This window comes from Flavobacterium sp. AJR (assembly GCF_002156885.1).
Lineage (GTDB): Bacteria > Bacteroidota > Bacteroidia > Flavobacteriales > Flavobacteriaceae > Flavobacterium.
The window spans coordinates 37,386-55,529 of sequence record NZ_NCWQ01000042.1 but is presented as its reverse complement, the minus strand read 5'-3'; the positions used below and the strand labels follow the sequence as shown (position 1 = coordinate 55,529).

General features: G+C 32.2%; 12 protein-coding genes. 6 read left to right on the top strand and 6 right to left on the bottom strand.

Annotation, left to right across the window (positions count from 1 at the left end):
* Positions 1-154 precede the first annotated feature (154 nt).
* On the top strand, positions 155-349 hold the full coding sequence (locus tag B8T70_RS24235; RefSeq protein ID WP_242667469.1) for a hypothetical protein: 195 nt from the start codon (positions 155-157) through the stop codon (positions 347-349).
* Positions 350-601: 252 nt separating this feature from the next.
* Here B8T70_RS24235 and avs2 read toward each other — a convergent pair whose 3' ends face one another.
* The 3 genes from avs2 to B8T70_RS12485 form a co-directional block, all read right to left on the bottom strand.
* A complete protein-coding gene (gene avs2 / locus B8T70_RS12495; protein ID WP_165763210.1) occupies positions 602-4,852 on the bottom strand; it encodes an AVAST type 2 anti-phage system protein Avs2 in 4,251 nt (1,416 codons plus the stop codon).
* 402 nt (positions 4,853-5,254) lie between these two features.
* On the bottom strand, positions 5,255-7,447 hold the full coding sequence (locus B8T70_RS12490; RefSeq protein WP_086895059.1) for an alpha-galactosidase: 2,193 nt from the start codon (positions 7,445-7,447) through the stop codon (positions 5,255-5,257).
* A gap of 647 nt (positions 7,448-8,094) precedes the next feature.
* Positions 8,095-8,577 carry an energy transducer TonB gene (locus B8T70_RS12485; RefSeq protein ID WP_086895058.1) on the bottom strand — a complete coding sequence of 161 codons (483 nt, stop codon included), beginning with the start codon at positions 8,575-8,577 and terminating at the stop codon, positions 8,095-8,097.
* A 272-nt stretch (positions 8,578-8,849) separates the two neighbouring features.
* On the opposite strand from B8T70_RS12485, the gene B8T70_RS12480 reads away from it, so the two are divergent.
* From B8T70_RS12480 to B8T70_RS12470, 3 genes are read left to right on the top strand one after another with little or no spacing between them, the layout of a single operon-like run.
* Positions 8,850-9,584 carry a hypothetical protein gene (locus B8T70_RS12480; RefSeq protein ID WP_086895057.1) on the top strand — a complete coding sequence of 245 codons (735 nt, stop codon included), beginning with the start codon at positions 8,850-8,852 and terminating at the stop codon, positions 9,582-9,584.
* Between the two features lie 5 nt (positions 9,585-9,589).
* A complete protein-coding gene (locus B8T70_RS12475; protein WP_086895056.1) occupies positions 9,590-10,015 on the top strand; it encodes a hypothetical protein in 426 nt (141 codons plus the stop codon).
* A gap of 9 nt (positions 10,016-10,024) precedes the next feature.
* Positions 10,025-10,504, top strand: coding sequence for a hypothetical protein (locus tag B8T70_RS12470; RefSeq protein WP_086895055.1), 480 nt, complete (start codon positions 10,025-10,027; stop codon positions 10,502-10,504).
* Positions 10,505-10,616: 112 nt separating this feature from the next.
* Here B8T70_RS12470 and B8T70_RS12465 read toward each other — a convergent pair whose 3' ends face one another.
* Positions 10,617-11,315 (bottom strand): DUF1826 domain-containing protein, encoded by a 699-nt coding sequence (locus tag B8T70_RS12465; protein WP_086895054.1) that lies wholly within the window; start codon positions 11,313-11,315, stop codon positions 10,617-10,619.
* Between the two features lie 115 nt (positions 11,316-11,430).
* Here B8T70_RS12465 and B8T70_RS12460 point away from each other — a divergent pair, with 115 nt between their 5' ends.
* Complete coding sequence (locus tag B8T70_RS12460) at positions 11,431-12,045, top strand: hypothetical protein (RefSeq protein WP_086895053.1); 615 nt, start codon at positions 11,431-11,433, stop codon at positions 12,043-12,045.
* A 72-nt stretch (positions 12,046-12,117) separates the two neighbouring features.
* Positions 12,118-12,294, top strand: coding sequence for a histone H1 (locus B8T70_RS12455; RefSeq protein ID WP_035621526.1), 177 nt, complete (start codon positions 12,118-12,120; stop codon positions 12,292-12,294).
* Between the two features lie 301 nt (positions 12,295-12,595).
* On the opposite strand, the gene B8T70_RS12450 is transcribed toward B8T70_RS12455, so the two are convergent.
* Together B8T70_RS12450 and B8T70_RS12445 are read right to left on the bottom strand one after the other, a co-directional pair.
* Positions 12,596-14,020, bottom strand: a complete 1,425-nt coding sequence (locus B8T70_RS12450) for an amino acid permease (protein WP_039116215.1) — start codon at positions 14,018-14,020, stop codon at positions 12,596-12,598.
* 227 nt (positions 14,021-14,247) lie between these two features.
* Positions 14,248-17,685, bottom strand: coding sequence for a pyruvate carboxylase (locus B8T70_RS12445; RefSeq protein WP_086895052.1), 3,438 nt, complete (start codon positions 17,683-17,685; stop codon positions 14,248-14,250).
* Positions 17,686-18,144: the final 459 nt, after the last annotated feature.

Sequence of the window (18,144 nt, the reverse complement as noted above, 5' to 3'; positions counted from 1 at the left end):
TGGGTTAATCTTATTCCTTATTTCCTTTAAAATTAAAACTTTTTTCTCATAAAATACAAATTTTAATAAGAAAATATACATATTATACATTAATGGTAATATTGAACTTTTAAAATGAATTCTATATTAAGAATCTCTTTTTTAAGTGTTAAGGATGCAGTGTATTTCTTCAAATCCTGCAGAAAATGGTTTGGAATTTGAAGCTTCAGAAAAATTAATATTCATTATAGAACAGAAAATACATCAGGGAAGAAACGTAAAACGCTTCAGAGAAATGCTTCACATAAAACAAGAAGCAGTGGCTTATAATCTGGGAAATGACAGGAGTTTGATAACAGATCTTTCTTAAATACAGGTCGTAGTGTAACATTTAATGTTAATCCGATCGAAATTTTGATCCAACTTAATGAAGAAAAAATTGCTTTGTACAGCCTATGTTGGAACAGAAAGACGAAATGATCGTTAGGCTTGAAAAATTATTCGATATATAATCATTTATAGAAGATATATTAATTTAAAAAAGAGACTTTAGAGTCTCTTTTTTATTTTGTTTTGACAGTATTTATTTAATTTAACTACAAAAAATATTACATTAATTAAGTTACCTCTGCCTTGTATTTAAAACTCCTGTTATCGAATTTTCCTTTATGTAATAGGTACCGCTAAATCCTAACGTTCCAAGGTATTCTTTTCCAAATGTAGCTCCGCCTGACACTTGTTTTTCACCAAGAATAGTCCATACAATCTTTAAATTATTCTCCTTCAAATACTGTAAAAACAGCTCTTTTCTAATTAAAAAATAAGGATTCGAGTTATTATTAACGCTTGTATCAAAACAAGTTAAATCACCATTCAAATTGAGATATTCTCCTTCTTTATCGGAATATTGTAGTTTCAATCCATTAAAAATACCTAAACTTGGTTTCATAAAACTAATAGTTTCATCTTTAGATTTATCAAATTCTTCTTCCCACATATACGTCTCTACTGGTATGAGCACTGAGGAAATAAATCTGCCTGTTTTTCTGTCTTCTACGTCCCATTTCTGATCCTCATAATCCAATCCATAACAGATATCTTTATAAGCTTGTGACCAATAATATTCTCGGCTAAAAACTTCGTATTTTTCTCTATTTTCAGGCATCCATTTACCCATAAAATCCTGATTTAATGACCAACTAGTAAAATTATCAAAATCCTTTTCTTCTACAATATAGCTTCTAACTTGACACCACATTCTCTTATGTTGATTATCCCATTTTTCTTCGCCTATTTTTTTTACTTCTGCCCACCCAGCATGTCCTTCTAAAACAAGCCACTCACTACCATCATTATCATTTATATTAATCAGATTTTCAATGACTGGAAGATTGTCAGCTTTCTTGACCCAGTCTTCCAAAGAACAATCCCAATTAAACCTATCTTTACTATTCCACCAATAATCTTTTTTATCATCTTCTTGGTAAGTTGCAGTATTTTTTATTAAAATTGTAGGATCAATATCTCTTATATAAGGATTCCAGGGGCCTTGATACGGTTCTTCCTTTCCATCATTTGCCCATCTTTCATATTTTTTAAAGTTATCAGATACTCTCGCCGTAATTTCGTACAATGCCAGCCATTGGTACTTTTTGCCAATCCTTTCAACTGTTGCTGCTTTTCTTCCATTGTATCCTAAACTGTTGTCATACTTTCCGTGTTTTTCGACATCATACCCATACTTTTTAAAAATCCAGTCAACTGCAATATTACTTAATTCATTTGGGTTTACATCCCAAGTCCCCAATGCACTTTGAAAAGTATACCGTCCAAAATCACCATATGCCGCAATACCTCTTCCATATTCAGTTGTCATGGAACTTAAAATCTTATTCTGTGACGAATATATTTTTTTGAAACCTGGATCATTATAATCAAATTTATACAATTCATCTATTTCCTCATTTGACAGTACTGTTTCTGTGAAATAACTTTTATAAGGCGGTCTTACATCTATCATATCGAAAGTTAGTTTCTGCTTTAAGTAATAGGCATATTCAATAACTCCTCTCGCATAATCACGTAGCAAAATGTGAGGATAAATTTCCTCTTTTTCTTTGAATATTGTTTTATAAATATATTCACTTAAATCTGCAAGTTTTTCTATCTGTTTGGTTCGCAGACTACATCCATAAGCGACAGCGAAAAGTCTTTCATAAACTGATGGATCATTACATTTTTCAAAACTTGTTAAAACCTCAATCAAGACATCAATTCTATTCTGTAATAAGTTTACAAGTGCTTTTGTAGAGCTGTCCCTTAGCTCTCTGTTTGTGGAAGTATGAAACCACGCTAATGTAATACTTGTTAATTTTACTGATTCATCTGAGATGTGAAGTTTATTCTCTTGGTTACATCCCCAATCAATAAGTCTTTTAAAAGAAGAATCATCATCGAATTTATCTTTTAAAAGATACGTCCATGTTTCATCCCTATCTGCCATACTGTGACTTGATAAATGACTATGTAGCGAGTATGCGTTATAAAAATGTTCTGGCACAGAAGTTAACGATATAATTGTTTCCCAAAACAAATTATAAGTTTCATCATAGGAAAACACAACCTTATTAACATACTCTTTTGAACTCTCATTTATAGTTTCATATTTTCGCCATAGAAGACTCTCAACAAATGATTCAGCTATAGTATAGCTATCTTTTAAATTAGGGATTAATTCATAAAATTCTTTGTTGATCTTTTCAGGAATCTGAATAGAAAAAGCATCAATTAGCCCCTTATTAAAATATAAAGCATTTTCGTCTTCTATGTATTTAAAAAAGCTTCCTCCTTCTTTAAATTCAGTACCCAAATCTAAATCTGTATTCAGTAAATATTTACACGTGAGATGATCTTCAAACCTTTCATAAGCCAAATAAATTCCTTCTTCAAAATTATCTTTGTCAATCCAAAATAGATTTTTGGCAAAAACTCCTTCCGAAATAAGTTCATCCAGAAAAGTTCCTTTTTTAGTAACAAATTTTGAAACAATTTCTTCAATTATTTCTATCGCTTTTTCATAACTGACATATCTTAGATCGTTATCTAACTTGTAACGTATAATAACTTCTACGCATCTATCAACTAAATTAATACTAGTGGAATATTCAAATCTTTTAAAACTTGCCAATACTACATTCACATTCTTTATGAAAAAATTAATTACTGAGCTAATTCCTTGAACTCCGTCAGGTATTTTATTTTGACCTGATTTAGATATACCCTCACAAAAAAGTTTTAGAAATAACGGGTTGTGAAACTCTGGGTGTAAAAGAGGTATATTAGGCAGTTGGATTCCATAATTGGAAAAAAATAATTTACAAGCATCGTACTCATTATTTCTAAATCCATTTAGCTTATTTTCAATAAGACATAATTCTGTAATATCATCTTTAGGAAATATTAAATCCTTATAGGAAGAGCGAACGCTTAGAACCAAACCTAAGTATTCATGTTTTTTTACTTCAGAAATAAAACTCCTTATGTTCTCCGGCCAAATGTACTTACCCCTTCCTTCATTAACAGCATCAATAAAAATTATAATTCTCTTTTTTGTTTTTTTTGCTCTGTCATTAACGATATTTAAAAACTCTTCCGAGGTTGTGTTTTTTATCTGCAACCAGTTAAATATTTGAGTCCATGGATTGTCCTCTGTGGTAAACTGTTGCCCTAGAAGGAAAATACTTTCATAATTATTTTTAACTCTTTTAGTCACTATATCTCCTAGCATATGAGATTTTCCAATCCCTGCCTCGCCTTCTAAAATTAAATAAGGATTATTAGCTGTTTCACATAAATCATCTTCAATGAAATGTCTAAATTTATAAATACTGCTTTCAAAATCTCTAAGATTTCTAAGTTCCGTTCCATATTTATGAAAATACGAAAATTCATTTTTTTCCTTTTGTAATTTATGTTCTTCCTGACTATAATACTCTTTTAATTTATGAGCAATTTCTTCAATTGAATCCAAAATAGTTATAAAATTGCTAAATCTTATTTCTTCATTATTTTCAAAATCTATTGCAGAGTAGAACTGATAAATTTCATCAAGCTTCTGCTCTAATAATTCAATATTTTCTTTTACTTCCTCTTTCTTTTCTAATACTTTTCTTCCTTTAATCAACAACTCATCAACGTTAGCAATTATAGATTTTTTAAAATCAGAAGTACGACCAAGAGCATCAAAAATTTTTGACACTTCAAGAACGAAATTAAGCTCGGGAGTATATCGCTTTCCTAGAACAAGGATTGATTTTTCACATTGATTTTTAAACCACACTTCATCGGGAGCAAAATTCAATGAAGAATTTATAGCTGTAACCTTTTCGTAAATATCATCAACTTTAACTTCAATATCATTTAATTTTTCAACAGTTTCAAATATTTTGGTTTTATAGTTTTCATCAATAAACAAAGACTTTAGTTTTTGGTCTTCTTTTATTTTGGAAGTAAATCTCCCGTAGAAAAATTCCAATTCTTCATTGGTAGGAACTATAATGTTAGTATTTTCTTGAAATCTATGAAGTAAATTATCATAATTAATGGTCTGCTTTGCAAATAAAACATGTTTATTCAATTCCTCAAATATTACCTGAGATTGAAAAAAATAGAATTTAGAGTGGGCTGCTCTTTCTGGATACTGTTGGTGGAATTCCGTTATCGTTTCAAGAATAATTTCTATTAATTGATTTTTATATTTTTTTTTTGGAAAAAACAAGCTTTTAATTCTACCGTAACCTTCTTCTTTTGTGAATTGATCAAGAAATTTTAAACTGACGTAACCTGCAATCGTAAATGAAGTAATTGGTTCCATGTATATTAGTTTTATTTTTATTTAAATGTTATTATATTTCCTTTTATAAAATGCGTTAAGATTAATGTTAGCTAAAAATCCTAGACATTTTTTTAAATTAATTTTGATAACAAGGCCCTACTCTATCATATTCTCTTGAATCACCTGCTAAGTTAAAATTATCTCTTAAAAAAGTAAAAAAATGATACATTTTTAGAATTAATTAAAACTTAAATAATAAAACAGTTTAAATGTAGAGGCGATCGTGGCATGTCAGATTAGATTCAAATCTATTAAATATTGGATAAAATACATTTTTGCTTCAATCCCCCGCTCCCCGAAGAGTTCTTATGAAAAGCTGTGCGAAGGTCTCCTGACTTCACACAGCAGCTTATTTTTTTGACTAAACAAATAAAAATTAACTTAATTCACAGCCTTCACCTGCAAGATTACACTGGTTCTTCTAGCATTGACTTCAGGATTAAAACCAACCTTCATCAGAAAATCTCCCGAATAAATCTTGGAGCTATCAATGGGTGACTGTGTTTCGGGATAAAGATTTACTTCTTCAATTCTATATTGTTTTTTAGGGTCCAGTCCCTGCATTTTAATAGGCAACCCAATGGTGGTATTGAATGTAGTGGCTACATAATAGTTGAACACAATTACCTCTTCTTGAGTCTCCTTTACGTATGCCATCGATGCCACTTTTTCATCATCCGGGTTTTGTAACCTATATTGATCGCCATGCCAGATGATATCTTTAATTCCATTATACAGCTTCACTGCATTTTGTGCATACAGTAAATCCTTAGCATCTAATTCATTTACCCGAATATCGAAACCCAGTTTGCCCATCATGGCAACATCTGTTTTAAACTTGATGGATTGTTTGCCCATATCCGTTACATGATTGTCCACTGCAATAGAAGGAAAATAATACGAATATTCCCATTGCATAAATATTCTGTCAAACGGATTAGTATTATCGCTCGGCCAAAACTCCGTGAAGTACTGCAGGGCAGCATAATCAACTCTTGAGCCACCGCCTGCACAAAGCATCATGGGTGTTTTTGGATGTTTGGCTCTTACTCTTTCCAATACTTTGTTTAAACCACGAACATATTCAATATAAAAGTGATCCTGGTTTTTTAAGAATGGTGAGTGAGCATTATAAATAAGCGAATTACAATCCCATTTGATGAACGCCAATTCAGGTACATCTTTAAACAATTGCTCCACAGTGTTGTACACAAAATCCTGAACCGCAGGATTAGTAAGATCAAGCACAAGTTGATTGCGCATATAAAATTCTTTTATACCTGGTTGCCTGATGATCCAGTCAGGATTTTTTTCATACAATTCGCTTTTAGGATTCACCATTTCGGGTTCTATCCATATGCCAAACTTTACGCCATGGGCAGTAGCTTCCTTACCTATAGAGCTGATACCATTCTTGAGTTTTTGTTTATTATACTGCCAGTCACCCAACCCTGCTGAGGCTCCGTTACGGGGATATTTATTACCAAACCACCCGTCGTCTAACAGAAAAACATCCACTCCTAGTTTCTTTGTGTCTTTAGTGAGCTCGCTCAGTTTTTCGTCATTGAAATCGAAATAAGTGGTTTCCCAATTGTTTAATATGGTTTGGCGTTGGCCGCTGCCTTGCGCCAATTGATAGTTTCTTGCCCAGCGTTGCAAGTTACGGCTTGCCCTGCCCTTACCTTCATCAGAATAAGTGTAAACAAAACGTGGTGTAGTGAACTTCTCAGATGGTTTTAATGTGTAATTCGATGAAAAATTATTGATACCCGCTGTTACCCGCAAGTAGTATTCATCAAAGGTTTCAAAATCAATTTTAAAGTTACCAGACCATTCCAATGAACCGGCAATTACTTCACCTTCTGTTTCGCCTGCGGGCTTGTTAATCGATATCATGAAGGAGGATGAATGCAACAGGTTGCTGCGTGTACCCAGCTTTGAATCAAGTGTGCGGATGCCATGCAATAACTGTTGTTCTTCCGACAGCATCTCACGCCCCCAGCCACTGTAATGATTTTTAAGGAAAAACTTTTTACCCTGGAGTGTAAGGTTCGCAGAAGCATATTTATTCAGCACAACATTACCCTTTTCCTTATGCTCTATTTCCGACCATTGTTCAATTACATCTTCTTTATAATAGGCCTTGTAAAATAATGTAACCTGGAATTTGTACCTCGCATCGTTCAACACAATAGTAGTCAACGTCTGGTTATCATCAATTTTTTTTACTTCGTGATTCACATACTTCAACACGGCGGATTTATTTCCATCGCTGTGGGTTACAGACAGGGCAGGTTCCATCAGGTTAAGCGAGCCGGATGCTACGTAGGCTTCCCGCTTGTTAAACAAATCATCATTACCCACCTTAAACTTATCCAGCGAATTGATGACCGCATATTCATCTGTATTTTTTAGTTTTTTCCCAAGGTAGGTAGCCAATAAAGAGCTGTCTTTATCTGTTTGCAGTACTAGAACTGTGTTTTCAGTAGATACCGTAATGGTTTCCTGACTAGTAGCCTTGCCTGTAAAAAATATCATCACAACGAAACAGGTTTTAAAAAGTTTAGAATGCATTTTATGCGGATTTTAAATTAATAAATTGGGAAACTTCGATATTAAAATCATCTTTTCCCATGATCTTTCGGTTTATATTTATTTGCACTGTTTGGTTTGATAAAAAAACTCAAGTGTTTATATTTACTTATTTCTTCTATTACATTCATAATGTTAAAGCATGATAGCCATTAGCAATCAAAATAGTATTTGAAGTCTTTTTAAATATATGATTATTCATAATTAATTTTTAAGCAAAAAAAACAATAATTCATACGATTTTAGAAATACAATATTATCATCAAATAATACTATATTATCCTAAATTGTATAATCTCAAACAAAACTTCTATCGCACTATGCTTAAAACTTAGCTCTTAAAAAAAAACAACAGCCACTATTAAACAAGATAAAGTGCAATCAAAACACTATCAGACCCTGTTCTCCCTCTCTCGTATAGATATATTATAGAACTAAATAAAACCCGCTCCCCAAAGAGTTCTTATGAAAAGCTGTGCGAAGATCTCCTGACTTCGCACCCGCATAGAGAAGTCTCAAAAAGTAATAGCATCATATTATAGAATATCGGAACGGCAAGAAGTCGGGAGACTTTGCAGCAGTGGTTTCAATAATTCAAAAACAATATTATAAACAACAGTTATTATTAATTATTGAACATAATACGGAATATTATATAAACATCGTACTGGATTTCCTTCTTTGATTGCCGGAATCCAGTTTGGGGATAATCTTAAAACCCTTTCTAATTCTTTTCCCGATCCGTAACCAAAATCACGAAGAATTTTTATTTCAGACAAACTGCCGTCTTTTTCAATTTTTATAGTTGCAAAAACACCGCCTCTGGAAGCTTCATCATCCATTAATTCTTGTGGTATAACATAATTTTTCTTTAAAAAAGCATAAAACTTTTCAATACCTCCCGGGAATTTTGGCAGAGTTTCTACCGCAGAAGCATTATAAACTTCATTATCTTCTGGCTTACTATCGTGATGCTTTTCTAATTTTATTGTTTGTTGTGGTACAGTCTTTTCGATATTTTCAGAAGCCGGCTCTGCCATTGCCGGAACTGTGGTATTTTGACAGCTCAATAACAATAAAAAGCTAATGGCTATTAAAAAATTTCTTATCATAGTTCTTTGTTTAGGGGAGAATTTATATGTAAAAAAACAAAATTTATTCCATTTTGAAGTCAATAATTTAATACCCTTAAATCTAATTTTGACGAAACTAATTACTTTATAGACACAGAAAGATTTTCCGTGCTCTCGTTGCGCATATCCGAGCGATCGGATTTACACAAAAAACAATATTTAGACTTTTAGTAACATTCTTAAATCTTATTTCAGGCATGGTAGTTATTTGGATATCTCAAATTTGAGAGATAATTAAATAATTATAAAATATGAATGAAGATATTTTTAAATCAAAAACTAATTTAGATCCTTCAGAGTACAAAAAATTATTTGGAGATCCTTTTTGGAATGAACAAGGAAGTCCAAAAGCTAGAAACTTCTATCTTCAGCTGAGCGAAAAAGACAAAGCTTTAATGTTAAAAAAGAATTACCTTGAAATGATTAAAAAAGCCAGAGAAAGAAATTTCAATATGGCAGCAGATTGTTTACAATGGTGGTTAGACGGTACAGGATTTACAAAAACCATAGACTTTAACTGGTTGAGAAAGCAAAGTGAGGTTATTGCCGCAGAAAATGTAAATCTTGAACGATTCGAGGAAAGACTTGGACTTGAACGTTTTAATGAAAAATTAATTAAAAATGGAGATTTTTCAGAATATAAGAATGAATTGCAACGTCAACTTGTTGGCGGTGTTTTTCGTGAATTATATTATGTTTGTGGTACAAGTACAATAACCTCAAAGGCTGATTTTAAAATTACCCGAGTAAATAATAATTTTGTATTATCAGGAACAATAATTCATTATTGGTGGGATAGGTACGACTGGCACAAAGGAGCAAATGCTTATATCAATGGTTTTGGATATGTTAACGACTCAGATGCTTTGTTAGTAGAAAAACATTGCGGAGCAAGACCGTATGAAATGAGAAGTCAATGGCAACAAAGTTTTAATAAAACTTTCCAATCTGGATTTTTTGGAGGATTAAGTATAAAATTGAAATAGAAAAAATGAAAAAAAAAATATACATAGGTTTAGCAATTCTAATTATTTTATTATCATTTTATTATTATTGGCAAAATAGATATGTAGAACTTCGTCCTGTACTTGTAAATGAGGATTTGCGTGAACCGGTATTATTTTCAGAAACATTTCATAATCAATTATTTAAAATCGCAAAAACAAATGAAATTCCGCCAAATTTTTATAAAAACATAAAGTGGGTTTTGGAAAGAGAACATCAAGAATATATTGTAAAAAATGGAGTGATTTATATCAGATATAAATACATGAATGATTACGAAATGATTTGGAACCATACTACTAAAACTAACAATCTCGAATGGTTTAAATCGCAAAGAAAGATGGATAGTATTAATGGAGATTACGAAAGCAAAGAAAAATTAGATAGTATTATTAAGGGATTTATTCATTAAAATAGAATAATGAAAAAGAAAATATACATATCAATAATAGTTATAGTTCTTTTATATGCCTCTTATTATTATTGGCAAAACAGGTATGTTGAACTTCGTCCCGTAATTTTGGCAGAAGAAAACCACACCCCACAATTAATATATTTTGACAATGATCTTTACAAATTTGCCAAACCAAATGAGATTTCTCCAAGTTACTATAAGAACATAAGATGGGTTTTGGGTGATACCAGAGTAGATTATATAGAAGAAAACGGAATTATTTATGTTCGAAATAAATTTCTGAACGACATGAATATGGTTTGGAATTACACTAATAGAGCTATCTCTACGAAGTATTTTAAAATAAAAAGAGAAATGGATAGCATTAATCTTATTTCCGAAAAGGAGTATGTAGATTCTCGGAGAAAAAAAATAGATTCTGTTTTAAAAACTATAAAGACAGACTCTATTAAATTCCATAGAGATCAGGAAAATAAAGAAAATTAAACACTATTATTAAGGGGTTTCGTGATTAGCTACTTTACTTATTGCCATAAATCTATTCGGTTTTCAAGGATTTAAATAAGCTTTTCTCAACTACATTGTCTCAACAATTTCCCTAACAAATCAACAACAACCTATACTCCCCTTCATTTTCTATTGGTGCTCTATGAATACAAGGCAGTACTTGTTGTTTTGGATGATCTACAGCCAATCGCCAAAGATGTCCTATACCTAAATTAATAGGTTCTGCATCGTCGTGTATCTGATAATGCAAATCAAAATAATTTTCTTTCAAGAAGTCTTCGAATTCTTCCTCTGGTCCGTCATGCAGCTCTTTTAGCTTGGCTCGTATTTCCGGAATTAGAACTTTTTGGGCTGCTTGCGAATTAGAAACAATATCACTTGCCGCTCCATGATAGGTACATAAAAAAGTATCTGTTGCAATGGGCGAACGATCAACATGAAAAGAATACACATCTGTAGATATGAAATCAAATTCGTCATCACGTTCATAACACTTCAGTAAATTAAGAGCTGGCGAAGCACCAAAATCAGTTAATAATTGTAAATCTTGTAAGATTATTTCCCTTGCTATACTCCCCTTTTCTGATAGTTGGAGTGCGAGTAAATCTTCAGGATAAACTTCGGTTATATTTTCTTTTAAACCTAGTTGAGTTACAATCTCGTTAAAATCTCCATCCAAATTTCTGAACCAACATAGCGCATTCATTTCTCCCTTGAAACTGGTCTGTATAAGCTCAGAGAAAGTTGGTACCATCCCAATTTGGTTACTGTCAGAAAATGTATTGCTCATAGTATAATTTAAGAAGCTCGTTGCTTCGTGCATTACAAAATTATGTAATTACCTTTAAAAATTATGTTTTCTAAAAGACTTAAAAAAAATAATTATAAATTTACTAAAAACAAAAATGAAGAATAAATATTTCGGTTTATTGATACTATCTCTCGTTATGATTTCGTGTTCTAGCACAATTTCAACTGCAAAAAAAGAATATAAAATTGTTCAAGCTTCTAAACTGAAATCAAATTGGAATTTTAACTCAAAAGAATGGTTACTAAAAAAAGATACCTTGATAGGTACTGGAGGACCAATGCATTGGGGAGTTATAGAATCTAAAAAGAAACTCTCAAAAAATTATGAAATCGAATTTAGAGTAAACATGACCAAAGGATCTCTATTTGAAATAATGCTAAACATTGATAAAGAACAATATATAAGAACGTATTTGTATAATATTGATCAGAATATTGTAATAGGGAAAGGCGTTTATAAAGAAGGAAGTGACGAATACGAAAAACGCGGCGGCCCAACTTTGTTTAATAAGCCAATGAAATTAGAAAATGACAAATGGTATTCGGTAAAAATTAGGGTAACGAACAATCAATTATACTTCTCTGTTAATAATGAAAAAACATTAGAGTGTTCTATAGAAAAAAGCAATTTAAGCCAACAAGGGAAACTAGGATTCTTAACCGACGGTGAAATTAAAGTAATTGATTTAAAGATTAAAAGCATTGAGTAAAATTAATTGCATCTAATTTATGTATTAAGAGCAAAAAGAATATTTTTGGATTCTTAAATTAAAAATAACATCATGAAAGATCTAGTATCAAAAATCAATGCAGAATTCGAAACATTCAAAACTGAATCAGAATCATTAATCGAGAAAGGTGTGAAAGCAGCAGGACCAAGAGCTCGTAAATCAACTTTAGAAATTGAAAAATTATTAAAAGAGTTTAGAAAAGTATCTGTGGAAGAATCTAAAAAATAAGCCCATAATAAATAAAAAAACCTTGCTTAAATAAAATTAAGCAAGGTTTTTTTTTCTTTTACTATACTATAAATCTTAATTGTATCTGTTTTTTTTTAACCCGTTGGGTCCAATTACTTCGTAAATAACTCCGCAACACGAATCCAATCTTTGTCGACTAGGTGTTAAATCCTTTAATTAAAGTTGCTAGTTTAATAATCTAATATCTGCATACTTAGAAGATATTAGTTTTGTTTCACGCAGATTTTAAAAGATTTTAGCAGATGTACACAGATAGCTAGAATGATGTAGTAAAAACTACTTATTTTTTTGTTTTAAAAACTTTATAACATACAAAAAGAATACCTAACCAAATAGGAATTAACTCTACGGATAACTTCATATTAGTAATCCACATGATTGATAAAATACCCAATAAAAACACAAAGCAGATGTAATTACTTACTGGATAAAATAATGAAGCAAACTTAGTTTTTGTACCTTCCTTGTCTTTTGAGCGTCTAAATCTTAGATGCGTATAAGAAATCATAACCCAGTTAATAATTAAACAAGACACCACTAAAGACATTAAAATACTAAAAGCCTCTTTTGGAATTAGCTTATTTATTAAAATACAAATCGCTGCAAAGCAGGAAGAAATTAAAATAGCATTAATTGGTACCGATTGTTTGTTTAGCTTCATTAAAAACTTAGGAGCATTGCCTTGATCTGCTAAACCATATAACATACGTGAGTTACTATATACGCTACTATTATATACTGATAAAGCGGCAGTTAATACAATTAAATTAAGCACATTAGCAATAAGGCTTGTAAAAAATATTTTGTTGCCAAACAACTCAAACTCCATTCCGTTTAAATTTTGAAAAACCATTACAAATGGACTACTATCTGTAGTAATTTGTTGCCAAGGTGACAAAGCAAATAAAATTACTAATGCACCAACATAAAATATAAGGATTCTGTAGATAACCTGATTTGTTGCTTTTGGAATATTTTTTTCTGGATTTTCTGCCTCAGCAGCGGTAATCCCAATTAGTTCTAAACCACCAAAGGAGAACATAATTAGAGCCATTGCTGATAATAAACCCTGAAAATTACCATCTCCCGTTTTTTCAAAAACCCCTTTTGGAAAGAAGCCTCCATCGTTATACAAATTATGAATTGTAGCATGTTCTCCTCCTGTACCACTTATTAGCAAGTAAGTACCAAAGAGGATCATTGCAATAATTGCGACAACTTTTATGATTGAAAACCAAAATTCAGTTTCTCCATAAACTTTTACAGAGGCAAAATTTAAAGCATTAATAACCAGGAAGAAAAATAAACTGGATGCCCACAGCGGAATTTCAGGCCACCAAAACTGTACATAAACACCAATGGCTGTAAGTTCAGCCATACTAACTAAAATGTATAAAATCCAATAGTTCCAACCTGATGCAAAACCGGCAAAGGAACCGCAATACTTATAGGCAAAGTGACTAAAGCTTCCTGAAACAGGTTCTTCAACAACCATTTCGCCAAGTTGTCTCATAATAAAAAAAGCGATAATTCCGGCAACAGCATATCCTAAAATAACAGATGGCCCTGCTAATACAGCTGCTGGACCAATACCAAGGAAAAGACCTGTTCCTATTGATCCGCCTAAGGCAATTAACTGAATGTGGCGGTTAGTCAGCCCACGTTTAAGCTGATTCTCTTTTACGTCTTCATGTTTTTCTTTCACAAATTAGATTTTTTAAATGAGTTAAATGTACTCACAAATGTATAAACAGCGAAGATAAGTTAAAAAAGGAATCGTACAAAACATAGTTCTGTCACATCTAACAGAATCGAATAATAAGTATTTAGGTTGTTTAAAAGTTAATTGGTCAAAATCAATTATAAAAAAAAGCTCTTTTGTTACAAAAGAGCTTTTTTATTTAGAAGAAACCGAAAGTTGACATAAGTATGTTATTCAACAAGATACTCAATAAGTAAATCTCCTTTTTCTACCAAACTATTTTCATTGAGATGGATTTTATGGATTATTCCAGACTTTCCTAATACTGTATTCTCCATTTTCATGGCTTCAATAGTAAATAAAGGTTGGTCTTGTTTAATTTCCTCTCCCTCTTTAATCCATATTTTACTCAGTAATCCTGGTAAAGGAGCACCAATTTCAGCAGCTGTTAATGCCTTTCGGTTCTGAACATTCATTGTCTTTATAGACTTATCCTTTATTTCAATAGCTTTTGTCTGGCCATTAAGCTTAAAATAGACTGTTCTGATACCTTGTAAATCAGGTTCTGACTTATACAAGAATTTTACAATAATAGATTTTCCTTCCGAGATATTAACGATTACTTCTTCATTAGGTTTTAATCCGTAGAAAAATGTAGTCGAAGGAATTACACTCACATCTCCATATTTTTCGATAGTTTTAAAATAATCTTCAAAAACTTTTGGATAAAATTGGTAAGATATAAAATCAGCTAATGTACAGGATGATGAAAATTTTTCCTGAAAAGCTTCAAATTCGTTATCAAAATCTATAGGCGTTAAATGTGCATTGGGCAAATCTAAAAATGGTTTTTCTTTTTTGAGAACCATTTGTTGAAAATCAATTGGCCATCCGCCGTCTGGTTGCCCTAACTCTCCTTTAAGCATTCCTTTTACAGAATTAGGAAAAGACAAGGTAGTACCTTGATCTAAAACATCTTGCTTGCTCAGGTTACTACTTACCATAAACATGGCCAGATCACCCACTACTTTAGAGGATGGTGTTACTTTAATAATATCTCCAAGCAAACTATTGGCATCCTGATATGCTTGTTTAATAGCTGTCATTCTGGTCTCTAAGCCCAAGGAATAAGCCTGAGGTTTAAGATTAGAATATTGTCCGCCAGGAATTTCATGCTTGTAGACTTCAGCCGTACTTGATTTTAAATCGGACTCAAAAGGGTAATAATACTCCCTGATATCTTCCCAGTAATTACTGTATTGATTTAGTTTTTCGACATCAAGTCCCGAATCACGAGGAGTTCCTTTTAAGGCTTCTGCAAATACATTAAAATTGGGTTGTGAGGTAAGTCCTGACATAGAGGATAATGCAACATCTATAATATCAACCCCTGCCTCTACTGCTTTAAGATAGGTTGCAGACTGGATTCCTGCTGTATCATGCGTGTGCAAATGTATTGGAATGTCAATCGATTTTTTTAACTCGGTAATTAATTTTTCGGCAGCATAAGGTTTCAATAAACCTGCCATATCTTTTATACAAAGAATATGAGCTCCTGTATCTTCTATTCTCTTTGCGAGATCTAAATAATAGTTAAGATTAAATTTTGGACGCTCAGGATTTAAGATATCTCCTGAATAACCCATACATACTTCGGCAAGGGAATCTGTATTTGTAAGTACGGCATTAATACTGTTTTTCATATTGTCGATACTGTTTAATGAATCGAAAATCCTAAAAACATCTATCCCTTTTTGAGCGGATACTTCAATAAATTTTTCAACCAAATTATCTGGATATGCGGTATAACCTACTCCATTAGAACCTCTAATCAACATTTGCAACAGTACATTGGGCATCGCTTTTCGCATTTGTTCCAAACGACTCCAAGGACATTCATTCAAAAATCGCATCGCAACATCAAATGTCGCTCCTCCCCAAACTTCCATAGAAAACATTTGCGGAAAGTCTTTTGTAAATGTTTCTGCAAAAGGCATCATATCAATCGTACGCACTCTGGTAGCAAGTAATGACTGATGTGCATCTCGCATAGTACAATCTGTATACAAAATTTGTTTTTGCTCTTTGATCCAGTTCGAAAATCCTTTTGGCTTTAACTGATCTAGTAGTTGTTTGGTTCCATTAATATGAAAGGCACTTGCTGGAATTGGTAATTTTGGCGTCAGAAATTTTTTATCAGGAACGATAAAAGGAACATCTGCATTACCATTAACAATTATATTCCCTATAAATGCCAAATTCTTGGTCACATTATCGGATTTTCTTTTGATTTTCATCAATGACGGATTATCTCCTATAAAATTCACCGTGATATTTCCTGCCTGAAAATCGGGATGTACAATTAAATTTTCTAAAAATGGAATATTAGTTTTTACTCCTTCAATAGTAAATTCTTTCAGCGTTCTTAAAAGACGTTGGCTCGTTCCTTCTAATGTTCTTCCTCTGGCAGTAATTTTTACGAGCATAGAATCAAAAAAAGGCGAAATCTTAACTCCCGAATATGAGCTTCCTTCATCTATTCTGATACCATAACCTCCAGCATTTCGATATGCTATAATTGTCCCATAATCGGGTGTAAAATCATTTGCTGGATCTTCGGTAGTAATCCTGCATTGAATTGCAAAACCACTACATTTTAAACTTTCTTGTCCCATAATGTAAATCCCTGGACTAGAGAGTTTATGACCACAAGCAATAAGAATTTGACTTCTAACAATATCAATTCCTGTTACTTCCTCCGTAACGGTATGTTCTACCTGAATGCGGGGATTTACTTCTATAAAATAAATATTTTCTGCCGCATCGACTAAAAATTCAACCGTTCCAGCATTATTGTAATTTACTTTAGTTGCAATACTAAGTGCATACTTATATAACTTATCTTTTGTTTCTTGTTTTAAATTTGGGGCTGGAGCAATTTCAACCACTTTTTGAAATCTTCGCTGAACACTACAATCACGTTCAAATAAATGGACAATGTTTCCATAATTATCACCTAATAATTGTACTTCGATATGTTTGGGATTTTCAATGAATTTTTCAAGGAATAACGTATCATCTCCAAAAGCTGTTTTTGCTTCTCTTTTTGCTTCGTTGAACAAAGCTTCTAATTGGCTGGCCTTTCTAACCACTCGCATACCGCGCCCTCCTCCGCCTGCAGCAGCCTTTAGCATTAAAGGATATCCAATGCGATTTGCTTCTTCCTGAGCAATAGAAAATGAAGAAAGGTCTATTTTACTGTCTTCGATTAAAGGCACATTGGCAGCAAGTGCAATTTTTTTGGCAGCCACTTTATCACCTAATTGTTCCATGACTTCTGGATTGGGGCCAATCCATAAAATACCATTCTCGGCACATTTAGTAGCAAATAGTACATTCTCTGATAAAAAACCATACCCAGGATGAATAGCATCGATTCCTTCAGCTTTGGCAACTTTAATGATTTCATCAATATCAAGATAGGGCTTTAGGGGGTCTGTATCTTTGCCTATCTGATACGCCTCATCGGCTTTGTAGCGGTGCAGGGAATACCTATCTTCATAGGTATAAATAGCTACAGTTTTAATTTTTAATTCCGCGGCAGCGCGAAAAATACGTAGTGCAATCTCTCCTCTATTTGCAACTAGTAATTTAGAAATTGTTCTCATTCTAATAAATTAAGTTAAATATCCACAAAATAAAAACGGCTTATTCTGAACAACTTCTGAAGATAAAATCTATTAATTTATATTGCTTAAAATCCAATTCTTCTCAGACTCCTTCCAATGGAATGGATAATAAATAAAGTAATTCTCTTAGTTCAGGTCATTCAAAATAAAAACATTTTTTATAGCTTCAGGAATTCTTTCTTCCCGTATTTGGTGTTCAAATTCATTGTTATATATGTTATAATTTTATAAATAATGTTCATTTATTCCCAATAAAAAACTGATTTATAAGGCGCAACAAATATATAAAAGTTCTTGAGTTGACCACATTCAAGCTAAAAAGAAACAGTGTCATTTAATTTTTTTTATCACTTTTTTGAAGCGGGCTTTGAGATCCCAGCCGTTATTTTAATTTTTTATTTAGTTCTAAGTGTAAATCAGATTATAACGCTTAATCTC

Bases quoted from the DNA above. Each gene is read 5' to 3' on its own strand.
- B8T70_RS24235 (WP_242667469.1), top strand. From the start codon at position 155: ATGCAGTGTATTTCTTCAAATCCTGCAGAAAATGGTTTGGAATTTGAA.
- avs2 (WP_165763210.1), bottom strand. From the start codon at position 4,852: ATGGAACCAATTACTTCATTTACGATTGCAGGTTACGTCAGTTTAAAA.
- B8T70_RS12490 (WP_086895059.1), bottom strand. From the start codon at position 7,447: ATGCATTCTAAACTTTTTAAAACCTGTTTCGTTGTGATGATATTTTTT.
- B8T70_RS12485 (WP_086895058.1), bottom strand. From the start codon at position 8,577: ATGATAAGAAATTTTTTAATAGCCATTAGCTTTTTATTGTTATTGAGC.
- B8T70_RS12480 (WP_086895057.1), top strand. From the start codon at position 8,850: ATGAATGAAGATATTTTTAAATCAAAAACTAATTTAGATCCTTCAGAG.
- B8T70_RS12475 (WP_086895056.1), top strand. From the start codon at position 9,590: ATGAAAAAAAAAATATACATAGGTTTAGCAATTCTAATTATTTTATTA.
- B8T70_RS12470 (WP_086895055.1), top strand. From the start codon at position 10,025: ATGAAAAAGAAAATATACATATCAATAATAGTTATAGTTCTTTTATAT.
- B8T70_RS12465 (WP_086895054.1), bottom strand. From the start codon at position 11,315: ATGAGCAATACATTTTCTGACAGTAACCAAATTGGGATGGTACCAACT.
- B8T70_RS12460 (WP_086895053.1), top strand. From the start codon at position 11,431: ATGAAGAATAAATATTTCGGTTTATTGATACTATCTCTCGTTATGATT.
- B8T70_RS12455 (WP_035621526.1), top strand. From the start codon at position 12,118: ATGAAAGATCTAGTATCAAAAATCAATGCAGAATTCGAAACATTCAAA.
- B8T70_RS12445 (WP_086895052.1), bottom strand. From the start codon at position 17,685: ATGAGAACAATTTCTAAATTACTAGTTGCAAATAGAGGAGAGATTGCA.